The organism is Streptomyces sp. NPDC050534 (assembly GCF_044457745.1).
In the GTDB taxonomy this organism is placed as follows: domain Bacteria; phylum Actinomycetota; class Actinomycetes; order Streptomycetales; family Streptomycetaceae; genus Streptomyces.
This window is the reverse complement of sequence record NZ_JBITHF010000008.1, coordinates 230,121-241,817: the sequence shown is the minus strand read 5'-3', so window position 1 is coordinate 241,817 and position 11,697 is coordinate 230,121. Positions and strand designations below refer to the sequence as shown.

Below are 11,697 nucleotides of genomic sequence, written 5' to 3'. Positions count from 1 at the left end.
CATCGCGGGGACGAAGAGTGATGTCGCGGGGGACAGCAGCTGGAGCACCACCGCCGTCGCTGCCGCCCCTCCCGGTGACAGCAGTTGGGTCGTGGCGACAAGCGTCCCCGGGGACAGCTCATGGGTTGCCCCCGCCGACAGCAGCTGGGCCGTTTCGTCATGACCACTCCACCCGACGACCGCTCCTTCCGCCGCGAAATGGCCACGGCCTACCGATCGGGCTGGCACTTCATCGACCTTGTCACCGCGATCCCCCACTCCGGTGACTCGCTGATGGTGACCGTCTTCGGTGAGCCGGTCGTCGTCACGCGGGACGAGGACGAGGACGTACGGGCGTACCGGTGTCTGCGGCGGCCTCGGGGGGCGCCGCAGCCCGTGCGATGTGCCATCCGGTACGGAATGATCTTTGTGAATCTGGACCAGCGAGACCACCGGCTGGTGGAACCGGAAACCCCCGATGTTCGGACCATCTCAGCCACCCCCCGCAGTGCCTGACGCGAATCCCCCGTCGTAACAGTTCGCTCAGGTGCTTCCCCCCGCAGCGGCGTCACCGTGACCTGAACACGGTGACGCCGCTGCAGCTTTGGCGGACATGTCCCGCTATCGACCGGATGGTGCCGCGCGCGTCCATGGCCGAAAATCATCAGGCGTTGCCCATGGCCCTGGTGAGCTCGATCTCGATCACCACGCGTGACGGGTTCGGCGACGGCGTCCGGTCGTAGCGCTCGGCGTAGCGCCGCTCGGCCTCCGCGACCCGCTCCGGCTCGCTCCGCACGACGGCCCGGCCCTCCAGGGTCGCCCACCGCCGCCCTGCCACCTGGCACACCGCGACCCGGGCGCCCTCGGACCCGGTGGCCAGCACATTGGCCACTTTCCGGCTCGACTTGTTCGCGATCACCCGAGCGAGCCGGGCCTCCGGATCGTATGTGACCCCGACGGGTACGACATGCGGGCTGCCGTCCGGGCGCGGGGTGGTCAGTGTGCACAGATGCCGCTCCCGCCAGAAGGTGAGATACGAGGCGCCAGGGGCACCGGGGTCCTGGGTGTACGAAGCCATGTTCTGGAAGGTAGCCGGAAGTGGCCGGTCTCGCCCTTGAGTGGAATAGACTCAACTTTGTGTACGCTGCTCAAGTCAGGTGGATGACTGCTGACGCCAGGAGGAGAACGCGAACGTGGACGCCGAGCTGACCAACCGGAGCCGGGACGCCATCAACGCCGCCGGCAACCGGGCCGTGACCGAGGGACACCCCGACCTCACGCCCGCACACCTGCTCCTCGCTCTGCTCCAGGGGCAGGACAACGAGAACATCGTCGATCTTCTGTCCTCCGTGAACGCCGACCAGGCCGCCGTCCGCGCCGGCGCGGAGAAGGCGCTCGCCTCGCTGCCCAGCGTGACCGGCTCGACCGTGGCGCCCCCGCAGCCCAACCGGGACCTCCTCGCCGTCATCGCGGACGCGCAGAAGCGCGCCAAGGACCTCGGCGACGAGTTCCTCTCCACCGAGCACCTGCTCATCGGGATCGCCGCGAAGGGCGGCGCCGCCGGTGACGTACTGTCCGGACAGGGGGCCACGGCGAAGAAGCTGCAGGAGGCCTTCCAGCAGGCGAGGGGAGGACGCCGGGTGACCACACCCGATCCGGAGGGCCAGTACAAGGCCCTGGAGAAGTTCGGCACGGACTTCACGGCCGCGGCGCGAGAGGGCCGGCTCGACCCGGTGATCGGCCGCGACCAGGAGATCCGCCGCGTCGTGCAGGTGCTCTCGCGCCGTACGAAGAACAACCCGGTCCTCATCGGCGAGCCGGGCGTCGGCAAGACCGCCGTCGTAGAGGGGCTCGCCCAGCGGATCGTCAAGGGCGACGTGCCGGAGTCCCTGCGGGACAAGCGGCTGGTCGCGCTGGACCTCGGCGCGATGGTCGCGGGTGCGAAGTACCGCGGCGAGTTCGAGGAGCGGCTGAAGACGGTCCTGGCGGAGATCAAGGACTCCGACGGCCAGATCATCACCTTCATCGACGAGCTGCACACGGTCGTGGGCGCGGGCGCCGGCGGCGACTCCGCCATGGACGCCGGCAACATGCTGAAGCCCATGCTGGCCCGTGGCGAGCTGCGCATGGTCGGTGCGACGACGCTGGACGAGTACCGCGAGCGGATCGAGAAGGACCCGGCGCTGGAGCGCCGCTTCCAGCAGGTGCTGGTGGCGGAGCCGTCGGTCGAGGACACGATCGCGATCCTGCGCGGGCTCAAGGGCCGTTACGAGGCCCACCACAAGGTGCAGATCGCGGACAGCGCGCTGGTGGCGGCCGCGTCCCTCTCCGACCGGTACATCACCTCCCGCTTCCTGCCGGACAAGGCCATCGACCTGGTCGACGAGGCGGCCTCCCGCCTCCGCATGGAGATCGACTCCTCGCCCGTGGAGATCGACGAACTCCAGCGCATCGTCGACCGGTTCAGGATGGAGGAGCTGGCGCTGGAGAAGGAGACCGACCCGGCCTCCCGCGAGCGCCTGGAGAAGCTGCGCCGCGACCGCGCCGACAAGGAGGAGGAGCTGCGGGGCCTGACCGCACGCTGGGAGAAGGAGAAGCAGTCCCTCAACCGCGTCGGTGAACTGAAGGAGAAGCTCGACGAGTTGCGCGGGACGGCCGAACGGGCCCAGCGCGAGGGCGACTTCGACACCGCCTCCAAGCTGCTCTACGGCGAGATCCCCACCCTGGAAAGGGACTTGGAGGAAGCCAGCGAGGCCGAGGAGGAGGTCTCCAAGGACACCATGGTCAAGGAGGAGGTCGGCTCCGACGACATCGCGGACGTCGTCGCCGCCTGGACCGGCATCCCCGCCGGGCGCCTCCTGGAGGGCGAGACGCAGAAGCTGCTGCGCATGGAGGAGGAGCTCGGCAGGCGCCTGATCGGCCAGCAGGAGGCCGTGCAGGCGGTGTCCGACGCGGTGCGGCGCAGCCGGGCCGGCATCGCCGACCCCGACCGCCCGACCGGCTCCTTCCTCTTCCTCGGCCCGACCGGCGTCGGCAAGACCGAACTGGCCAAGGCGCTCGCCGACTTCCTCTTCGACGACGAGCGGGCGATGGTCCGCATCGACATGTCGGAGTACGGCGAGAAGCACAGCGTGGCCCGGCTGGTCGGCGCCCCGCCCGGATACGTCGGCTACGAGGAGGGCGGCCAGCTCACCGAGGCGGTGCGCAGGCGCCCGTACAGCGTCGTGCTGCTCGACGAGGTGGAGAAGGCCCACCCCGAGGTCTTCGACGTGCTGCTCCAGGTGCTGGACGACGGCCGTCTGACGGACGGTCAGGGCCGTACGGTCGACTTCCGCAACACCATCCTGGTGCTGACGTCCAACCTCGGCAGCCAGTTCCTGGTCGACCCGCTGACCGGCGAGGAGGAGAAGAAGGAGCAGGTCCTCGAGGTGGTCCGGACGTCCTTCAAGCCGGAGTTCCTCAACCGCCTCGACGACCTGGTGGTCTTCTCGGCGCTGAACAAGGAGGAGCTGAGGCGGATCGCCCGTCTTCAGCTCGACCTGCTGGCCAAGCGCCTCGCGGACCGCCGCCTCACCCTGGAGGTCACCGACGACGCCCTGGCCTGGCTCGCCGACGAGGGGAACGACCCGGCCTACGGTGCCCGGCCGCTGCGCCGGCTGGTGCAGACCGCCATCGGCGACCGCCTCGCCAAGGAGATCCTCGCGGGTGAGGTCAAGGACGGCGACACGGTCCGCGTGGACGCGTTCGGGGAGGGCCTGATCGTGGGACCCGTCACTGGTAAGACCCTGTAACGGAGGGTGCCGGGGTTGCCACCCCCCTCCCCGCATGGGGGAGGATGGCGGCATCCGTACGAAGGGAAAATCACGGTGACCATCGACCCGTCCTCGATTCCGAACTTCGGGGGCCAGCCCGAGCCGCAGCAAGGACCGGCGGGCCCCGTCGTCCCGGATCAGGACCTCGTGAAGCAGCTCCTCGACCAGATGGAGCTCAAGTACGTCGTCGACGAAGAGGGTGACCTAGCGGCGCCGTGGGAGCAGTTCCGTACGTACTTCATGTTCCGTGGTGAGGACGACCAGCAGGTCTTCTCGGTGCGGACGTTCTACGACCGGCCCCACCAGATCGACGAGAAGCCCCAGCTGCTGGAGTCCATCGACGACTGGAACCGGCGGACCCTGTGGCCCAAGGTCTACAGCCACACCCACGACGACGGCACCGTCCGCCTGATCGGCGAGGCGCAGATGCTGATCGGCACCGGCGTCAGCCTGGAGCACTTCGTCTCCTCCACGGTCAGCTGGGTGCGCGCCGCCATCGAGTTCGACCGGTGGCTCGTCGAGCAGCTCGGCCTCGAGCAGGAGGTCAACGAGACTGACGAGAAGCCCGAGGGCGACGAAGAGGAGTAGGCCCTCTCCCACAGCCTCACAGCGGCATATGGGCGAGCACGACCAGATACGCCCCGTAGCCGAACGAGAGCCCGGCCAGGGCACCGACCACCACGGTCGCGTGCCGGGGCCGGGCTCGCGCCGTACGGGCCAGGGCCCGGGCGAGCGGCAGCAGCAGCGGGAAGGCCGGGAGCAGGAAGCGGGGCTTGGACTCGAAGTAGCCGGACCCGCCGAGGACGATCAGCAGCAGCACGCCGCTGTACACGAGCAGGAGCAGCGGGGCGCGGTCGGCGATCAGCAGCGCGTAGAGCACGACGGCCGCCGCGACGATCACCATGGTCATCGGGAAGACCAGCCGGTCGCCCTGGAGCAGCAGATGGCGGACGAACTTCAGCGCCCCCTCGCCGAAGTCGAACCGCGAGCCCCACAGCCGCTGCACCTGGAAGTACCCGCCGAACAGGTTCCCGGTGCGGTGGCCGACCCACAGCACGTAGGCCGCCCATCCGGCCGGCGCGAGCGCGGCGCCCGTCCACAGCCTGTGGGAAACCCGGCGGCGCTCACGCAGGCACCTGCCCATCTCGTACGCCGCCGCCGCGAGCACCGCCGCGGCCACCGCGACGCCGTTGGGCCGGGCCAGCCCCGCGAGGGCCGCTAGGGTGCCCGCCCACAGCCAGCGGCCGGTGAGCACCGCGTACAGCGACCAGGCGGCGAAGGCGGTGAGCACCGGTTCCGTGTACGCCATCGACAGCACCACGGAGTGCGGCAGCAGGCCCCAGAGCAGGACCAGGGCGACCGCGACGGCCCGTCCGTGCAGCCGGGCGCCGACCGCGTAGATGCCGCAGGCGGCGACGGCGGCCGCGGTCCAGGACACGAGCAGTCCCGCCGCGCCCCCGCCGAGCGGCGTGAGGGTGTGCACGGCGCGCACGAGCGCCGGGTACAGCGGGAAGAACGCCAGGTCGCTGAAGACGCCGGGCCGCAGGTGCGGGGTCGGGACGTACCCGTGGGCGGCGATCCCCAGGTACCACAGGGAGTCCCAGGAGCGCCCGAGCAGACCGAACGGGTTGCGTCCGGTGGTCGCCCGGGCGACCAGCGCGACGGCGGCGGCGCTCAGCAGCCGGGCGGCGAGGAACAGCCCGAGGGCGGCGGCCATCCCGGCCGCCGGAGGTGACTGTGCGTGGTCCTGGGCGGCGGAGTCCGGCTCGGCGGCGGTGGACGGGCGTGCGAGGGTGCTGGCATGCGTCACACCGGCACATTGCGTGCCGAACCGGGCGGCGCGCGAGTGCTGGGGGCCCGAGTGGGTGCGGTCGCGGGTGCTCGGGCGTGTCTGCGTGACACGAGGGCCGAAGGCTGTTCAAGCCGTCCCGGGCGCCGGCCCGGTCGTCCCGGCCCCGCGCGCTCACATCGCCCGCAGCCTCTTGACGGCCTCTTCCAGCACCGCGGTCTGCTTGCAGAACGCGAACCGCACGAAGGGCGCGCCCTCCTCGCGGTGGTCGTAGAAGACGGCGTTCGGGATGGCGACCACGCCCGCCCGCTCGGGCAGGGCGCGGCAGAAGGCGAAGCCGTCCCTCTCGCCGAGGGGGCGGATGTCGGTGGTGACGAAGTACGTGCCGGCGGGCCGGAAGACTCCGAAGCCGGCCTCCGCCAGGCCCGCCGCCAGCAGGTCGCGCTTGGCCAGCATGTCCTCGCGGAAGGCGGTGAAGTACGTGTCGGGCAGCGCCAGCGCCTCGGCCACGGCGTACTGGAACGGCCCGGCCGAGACGTAGGTCAGGAACTGCTTCGCCGAGCGCACCGCCGTGACCAGCGCCGGTGCCGCGGTGATCCAGCCCACCTTCCAGCCGGTGAAGGAGAAGGTCTTGCCCGCCGAACCGATCGTGACCGTGCGCTCCCGCATGCCCGGGAAGCAGGCGAGCGGCAGGTGCTCGCCCTCGAAGACCAGGTGCTCGTAGACCTCGTCGGTGACGACGAGCAGGTCCCGCTCGACGGCCAGCTCGGCGATCGCGGCGAGCTCGGCGCGGGTGAGGACCGTGCCGGTGGGGTTGTGCGGGGTGTTGAGGAGCAGCAGCCGGGTGCGGCCGCTCACCGCGGCGTGCAGTTCGTCGAGGTCCAGGCGGAAGGCGCCCTCGTGCGGATGCAGGGTGACCGGCACCCGGGTGCCGCCCGCCATCGCGATGCTCGCGGCGTAGGAGTCGTAGTACGGCTCCAGGGCGATCACCTCGTCGCCGGGCTCCAGCAGGGCCAGCAGGGACGCGGCGACGGCCTCCGTCGCGCCGGCGGTGACGAGGACCTCCGTGCCGGGGTCGTACGACAGGCCGTACCACCGCTCCTGGTGCGCGGCGATCGCGGTGCGCAGCTCGGGGATGCCGGGGCCCGGCGGGTACTGGTTGCCGCGTCCGTCGCGCAGCGCACGGACCGCCGCCTCCCGGACCTCCTCGGGGCCGTCCGTGTCGGGAAAGCCCTGGCCCAGGTTGATCGCGCCGGTCTGCACGGCCAGGGCCGACATCTCGGCGAAGATCGTGGTCCCGAACTCGGCGAGGCGGCGGTTGAGGAGCGGACGGCTGCTGGAGGTCATGCCGGCCATCCTGCGCCGAAGGTCCGGGGTTCCTCAACTCAACCTCGCACCGCCGGTGCTGCGGCCCTGCGCACGGGGGGCGTCTCCATCTGGTCGCCCTGTCGCCCCAACTCCTATGCTCCGACGATGGATTGGGGCACTGTGGTGGGCACCGTGACGGGAGCGGTCATCGGGGTGGGCGCGACCTCCTTGTCCGACCGGTCCAGGTGGCGGCGAGAGCAGTCCGAGCGTCGTACGGCCGTCAAGCGCGAGCTGTACGCGGCGTACCTCGCGGCCGTCGCGCGCACCTGGAGCGAGATCCGCGCGGTGGTCATCAACGGCACCGAACCCTGGCCCGAGCGCGCGCACCGTGCCGGCGAGGTCTACCGGAACGGACGCGTCTACGAGCTGCGCTACCAGATCTCCATCACCGCCCCGCCGGACATCGTCGCCCTGGCCGACGAGGTCGTGCACGGGTTACGGGACCTCGTCGAGGATCTCGCGGCCGGGGAGACCTACAGCGACTGGGCCGATCTGAGACGTGCCAACCTCGGCTGGTTCGACGCGTTCGACACCATGCGGGCCAGGATGCGCCTCGACCTTCACGACGCGTCGCACCCGCTGCCGCGCCCCAGCCCTGAGCCGACCGTCTAGACGTCCCTCAGAAGTTGCTCAACTCTGCTTTGGCCGGAGAGCGGGCCGGGCATCCCTCGTGCACGCAGGAAACAGAGGCGCCCACGGGGGGCTGCTTCGGTTCAACCGAAAGGACGGTGACGCCATGACCGGCTTCATCGTGGCGGCGGTCGTGATCGTGTTCGTGGCGATCGTCGTGTCGGCAGTGCGCAAGGGCGGCTCGAAGCGGTACGGCTCCGCGGGCCGGCGCGGGTCGTACGCCGCCGGGAGCGGCGGCAGCTGGTGGGCGGGCGACGGCGGCTCGTCGGGCGGGCACGGAGGACACCACGGGGGCCACCACTCCTGCGGGGGCGGCCACTCCTCCTGCGGTGGAGGGTCGTCCTGTGGTGGCGGGTCCTCCTGCGGCGGCGGGGGCGGATGCGGCGGAGGCAGCTGACACGGGGCAGCCGAGCTCTGTCAGGGGGAGCCGCATCCCCTCCCGTCATGTCCTGTCACACCAGTCGAACACCCGCCGGAGCCCACGCCCTGGCGGGTGTCCGTACGCTCCGGCGTACGCATGGCCGCCCTGGCGTACGCCATGGTTGAACAGTTGAGCAGGGGAGCCCTCTGAGGGATGGAAACCCAACGAAGTTGGGTAAAAAGGCTGTGACGGCGCCACCGTTCATGATTCCCTCTAAATCACCGACGCAGCCCCCTCGGACGTCCCGCGAAGACCTTCTGACCTCCTGACTGGGCTGACCCGGCCGATTCCCCGGGAGTCGCCGTGGTGTGCCGGACCCCCACACCTTCCCCCCTTTTTCTTTGCGTGCCAGCGGAGCCGACCCATGCTCACGACCCTGAACACCTCATACACCGACACGCGCGCGGCCGACCTCGCCTGGGCCCTCGGGCGTGAGCCGCTCGACGCGCTGGCCACCCTCGACCTCGAACTGGCCGGGGCGAAGATGCAGTTGAGACTGCTGGGCGCGTCCCACCAGGTGCTGCTCGAAGAGGAACGGGGCCGCTGTTCGGAGACGGTGGCGTGCATCGCCGGCAGCAGCACCCCGCTGCCGCTGGGCGTCGCCAAGCGGGTGGGCGACTGGGAGTACGAGTTCGCGGCCCGCGTGGAAGTGCTGTCCCCCGGCTCGTTCGCGGGGCGCGCGCAGGAGTTGCTCGCGCTGGTGGCCGACCATCCGCACGGTCTGGCGGGCGTGTTCCCCGGCAGTCCGCACGCCTTCACCGCGCTGCTGGCCCAGTGGCACGAGGGCCAGGTCCACTGGCGGACCTGGCACGCGTACCCGCAGGACGGGCAGTTGGTGGCGACGCGGACCCGCGTGGGAGTCCGGGTGCCGACGGCGCAGCTCAGTCCGGCGGACGCCTGACCCGGACGCGTGCCCTCAAACACCGGACGCCCAACTGACCGACAGTTCCACACGTGTGGGTGACGAAGCGTGACTCTGCAGTGACGTAACGTCGCAGTCGTGATCGAACCGCACGCCCCGGCACCGCCCGGCTCGCCGCCTGACTGGGCGGGCCCGGCGCGGCTGCCCGTGCAGCCGGACACCGGACGGCTCCTCGTGCTCGCGTGCGTGTTCGTCTGCGCGGCCTGCGGACTCGTGTACGAACTCGAACTGGTCGCCCTGGCCTCGTATTTGATCGGCGACTCGGTCACCCAGGCCTCGGTCGTCCTGTCCGTCATGGTCTTCGCCATGGGCATCGGCTCGCTCGGCGCGAAGCGCCTGCGCTGGCGGGCCGCGGCCGGCTTCGGCGCGATCGAGGCGATCCTCGCGCTGGTCGGCGGCTCCAGCGCGATGGCCCTGTACGCCGTCTTCGCGTGGACCGGCGGCTGGGGCGGACTGTGGGGCCCGCGCTGGCTCCTGGTCGCCTTCTCGCTGACCATCGGCCTGCTGATCGGCGCCGAGGTCCCGCTCCTGATGGAGCTGATCCAGCGCATCCGGCGCCAGGACGCGGGCGGCGTGGTCGCCGACCTGTTCGCGGCGGACTACGTCGGCGCACTGGTCGGCGGGCTCGCCTTCCCGTTCCTTCTCCTGCCGCTGCTGGGGCAGTTGACGGGCGCCCTGATCACCGGGGCCGTCAACGCGATCGCGGGCGGCACCCTCGTCCTCGGCCTGTTCCGCCGGGACCTGACGCCCCGGGCGCGCCGGCTGCTGCTGGTCGCCAACCTCACCGTCCTCGGCATCCTCGCCTCCGCGGCCGCCCTGGTCGGCGACTTCGAACGGGCCGCGCGGCACGCGGTCTACGGCGGGGACGTCCGGGTCGCGCTCCAGACCGGCGTCCAGGAGGTCGTCCTCACCGGCGGCACCCACGGCCGCCCCCTCGACCTCTTCCTCGACGGCCGCCTCAGGGTCAGCGGCCGCGACGAACTCCGTTACCACGAGGCCCTGGTGCACCCCGTGATGGACGGCCCCCACGCGCGCGTGCTCATCCTCGGCGGCGGAGACGGCCTGGCCGCGCGCGAAGTGCTGCGCCACGTAGGGGTGCGCCGCGTGGGCGTCGTCGAACTCGACCCGGAAGTCGTCCGGTTGGCCCGCCACGATCCGGCACTGTCGCGGCTCAACGGCCACGCCCTCGACGACCCGCGCGTGCACGTGACGACGCAGGACGCCTTCTGCTGGCTGCGCACGGCGCCGGCCTCGTCGTACGACGTGGTCGTCGCCGACCTCCCCGACCCGGGCATCACCGCCAGCACGAAGCTCTACTCGCAGGAGTTCTACGGCCTCGCCCGGCGCGTCCTCGCGCCCGGTGGCCGTCTGGTGGTGCACGCGGGCCCGGTCGCCACCCGGCCGCGCGCGTTCTGGACGGTGGACGCGACCCTGCACGCCGCAGGTCTGCACACCGTCCCCTACCGCGTGTCCGGCAGGGACGCCGGCTTCGCGGCCGGGCCCGACCGCTCCGTCGGCGCGTCCCGCGCCCCACGCGACTGGGGCTTCCTCCTGGCGTCCGTGGACGGCCGCCCGCGCCTGGACCTGGACCCGAACCAGCCACCCCCGCGCACCCTCACCGAGTCCGGCCTGAGGGCGGACGCCAGGGCGGCGGCGGCCACACGCATCGGCGGTCTGCCGGCCTCGACGCTGGTGCATCCGCGGTACTGAGCGCGCGGGCGGCGGCGGCCGAAGCACCGTCACGACCCGCCGCACGGTCACTTTCGACCAACGGGGGTGCAGGATCCGGCCTCCTGGGTAGGCTCGCGTGACATGGAGCATGAGGTGTTCGTTCCGGTTCCGGTCCAGCGGCTGCAGGAGACCCTCGCCGACCCGGCGAAGGTCGCCCGCGCGGTCCCCGGCCTCCAGCAGGACGCGGGCGCGGAGCCCGTCACGGGGCGGCTGAAAGTGCGCGTCGGCAGCCACTCCGTCACCTACCGGGGCACCGTCCGTGTCACCCCGCGGGACGACGGTTCGTACACCGCCGAGGGCGACGGCACCGAGGCCCGCGGCACCGGCTCCGTCAAGCTCGCGCTCACCCTTCGTGTCGAGGAGGCCGAGGGCGGCTCCCGGCTGACCTTCGGTGGGACGGCCTCCGCTCAGGGCCGCATCACCGAACTCCCGTCCGAGCAGGTGGCGTCGGCGGCCGTACGGCTGCTGAACCGCTTCGCGGAGAACCTCGCGGGGCAGGCGGGGCAGGTGGGGCAGGCGGCGCAGCGGCCCGCCGGCTCCGGCGCGTCCGAGGGCCCCGAGCCGAGTGCCGAGACCTCCTCGGTCTTCGACACCGAGGTCCCCCCGCCGTCCCTGGACCCGCAGGCGGAGGAGGACGGGACGGTGGAGCACGAGACCGGCGAGGACAACACCGGCGAGGACAACACCGGCGAGGACAAGACCGGGGAGGACGGGACCGAGGGGGACGACTCCGCCGCGCCCCCCGTCTCCGGTGCCCGCCCCGACGACTTCACGGGCGCCTCCGAACCTCCCGCCGAAGCGGCCCACGCCCGGCGCACGATGATCGGCCGCAGCGCGGAGGAGGTCGACCACGCGCCGCCCCGCGGCCGCTACGCCCCCGTCCCCGCCCCGCAGACGGTCTCCGGGGGCTCCCCGCTGCGCTGGGCGGCCCCGGCCGCGGCCGTCGTGATCGCGTCGGCGATCGTCGTCGGCCGGGTGCTGCGCAAGCGGCGCTGAACGTGCGGCGCCAGGGCGCCGCGGGAGGCGGCGGTCTTGATCGCCCCAG

General features: G+C 71.9%; 11 protein-coding genes. 8 read left to right on the top strand and 3 right to left on the bottom strand.

From position 1 onward, the window contains the following. Positions 1 to 159 precede the first annotated feature (159 nt). Positions 160 to 495 (top strand): hypothetical protein, encoded by a 336-nt coding sequence (locus ACIBN2_RS26470; RefSeq protein WP_016437222.1) that lies wholly within the window; start codon positions 160 to 162, stop codon positions 493 to 495. Between the two features lie 148 nt (positions 496 to 643). Here the strand turns inward: ACIBN2_RS26470 and ACIBN2_RS26465 are convergent, their stop codons facing one another. Beyond that, the gene (locus ACIBN2_RS26465; protein WP_399137801.1) at positions 644 to 1,057 is read right to left on the bottom strand and encodes a pyridoxamine 5'-phosphate oxidase family protein; all 414 of its coding nucleotides are present in this window, start codon (positions 1,055 to 1,057) and stop codon (positions 644 to 646) included. 115 nt (positions 1,058 to 1,172) lie between these two features. Here ACIBN2_RS26465 and clpB point away from each other — a divergent pair, with 115 nt between their 5' ends. Next, positions 1,173 to 3,770, top strand: a complete 2,598-nt coding sequence (clpB, locus tag ACIBN2_RS26460; RefSeq protein ID WP_399137800.1) for an ATP-dependent chaperone ClpB — start codon at positions 1,173 to 1,175, stop codon at positions 3,768 to 3,770. Positions 3,771 to 3,845: 75 nt separating this feature from the next. After that, positions 3,846 to 4,379: a YbjN domain-containing protein gene (locus ACIBN2_RS26455; protein ID WP_399137799.1), complete on the top strand. Its 534-nt coding sequence runs from the start codon at positions 3,846 to 3,848 to the stop codon at positions 4,377 to 4,379. A gap of 16 nt (positions 4,380 to 4,395) precedes the next feature. On the opposite strand, the gene ACIBN2_RS26450 is transcribed toward ACIBN2_RS26455, so the two are convergent. Further along, positions 4,396 to 5,601: a hypothetical protein gene (locus tag ACIBN2_RS26450; RefSeq protein WP_399137798.1), complete on the bottom strand. Its 1,206-nt coding sequence runs from the start codon at positions 5,599 to 5,601 to the stop codon at positions 4,396 to 4,398. A gap of 153 nt (positions 5,602 to 5,754) precedes the next feature. Beyond that, positions 5,755 to 6,936 carry a pyridoxal phosphate-dependent aminotransferase gene (locus ACIBN2_RS26445; RefSeq protein WP_399137796.1) on the bottom strand — a complete coding sequence of 394 codons (1,182 nt, stop codon included), beginning with the start codon at positions 6,934 to 6,936 and terminating at the stop codon, positions 5,755 to 5,757. A 117-nt stretch (positions 6,937 to 7,053) separates the two neighbouring features. On the opposite strand from ACIBN2_RS26445, the gene ACIBN2_RS26440 reads away from it, so the two are divergent. The 5 genes from ACIBN2_RS26440 to ACIBN2_RS26420 all read left to right on the top strand — a co-directional run bounded on the left by ACIBN2_RS26440 (position 7,054) and on the right by ACIBN2_RS26420 (position 11,648). After that, a complete protein-coding gene (locus tag ACIBN2_RS26440) occupies positions 7,054 to 7,560 on the top strand; it encodes a hypothetical protein (RefSeq protein ID WP_399137795.1) in 507 nt (168 codons plus the stop codon). A gap of 124 nt (positions 7,561 to 7,684) precedes the next feature. Continuing rightward, entirely contained in the window at positions 7,685 to 7,975 is a 291-nt protein-coding gene (locus ACIBN2_RS26435; RefSeq protein ID WP_393867374.1) for a hypothetical protein, read from the top strand. Between the two features lie 388 nt (positions 7,976 to 8,363). Further along, entirely contained in the window at positions 8,364 to 8,900 is a 537-nt protein-coding gene (locus ACIBN2_RS26430) for a DUF2617 family protein (RefSeq protein ID WP_399137793.1), read from the top strand. A 99-nt stretch (positions 8,901 to 8,999) separates the two neighbouring features. Further along, a complete protein-coding gene (locus ACIBN2_RS26425; RefSeq protein ID WP_399137791.1) occupies positions 9,000 to 10,631 on the top strand; it encodes a polyamine aminopropyltransferase in 1,632 nt (543 codons plus the stop codon). 102 nt (positions 10,632 to 10,733) lie between these two features. Further along, positions 10,734 to 11,648, top strand: a complete 915-nt coding sequence (locus ACIBN2_RS26420; RefSeq protein WP_399137789.1) for an SRPBCC domain-containing protein — start codon at positions 10,734 to 10,736, stop codon at positions 11,646 to 11,648. The last annotated feature ends 49 nt before the right edge of the window (positions 11,649 to 11,697 follow it).

What these genes read in the sequence shown, in the direction of transcription:
- ACIBN2_RS26465 (WP_399137801.1), bottom strand. Translation starts at nt 1,057, where the DNA reads ATGGCTTCGTACACCCAGGACCCCGGTGCCCCTGGCGCCTCGTATCTC.
- ACIBN2_RS26445 (WP_399137796.1), bottom strand. Translation starts at nt 6,936, where the DNA reads ATGGCCGGCATGACCTCCAGCAGCCGTCCGCTCCTCAACCGCCGCCTC.
- ACIBN2_RS26440 (WP_399137795.1), top strand. Translation starts at nt 7,054, where the DNA reads ATGGATTGGGGCACTGTGGTGGGCACCGTGACGGGAGCGGTCATCGGG.
- ACIBN2_RS26470 (WP_016437222.1), top strand. Translation starts at nt 160, where the DNA reads ATGACCACTCCACCCGACGACCGCTCCTTCCGCCGCGAAATGGCCACG.
- ACIBN2_RS26430 (WP_399137793.1), top strand. Translation starts at nt 8,364, where the DNA reads ATGCTCACGACCCTGAACACCTCATACACCGACACGCGCGCGGCCGAC.
- ACIBN2_RS26420 (WP_399137789.1), top strand. Translation starts at nt 10,734, where the DNA reads ATGGAGCATGAGGTGTTCGTTCCGGTTCCGGTCCAGCGGCTGCAGGAG.
- ACIBN2_RS26435 (WP_393867374.1), top strand. Translation starts at nt 7,685, where the DNA reads ATGACCGGCTTCATCGTGGCGGCGGTCGTGATCGTGTTCGTGGCGATC.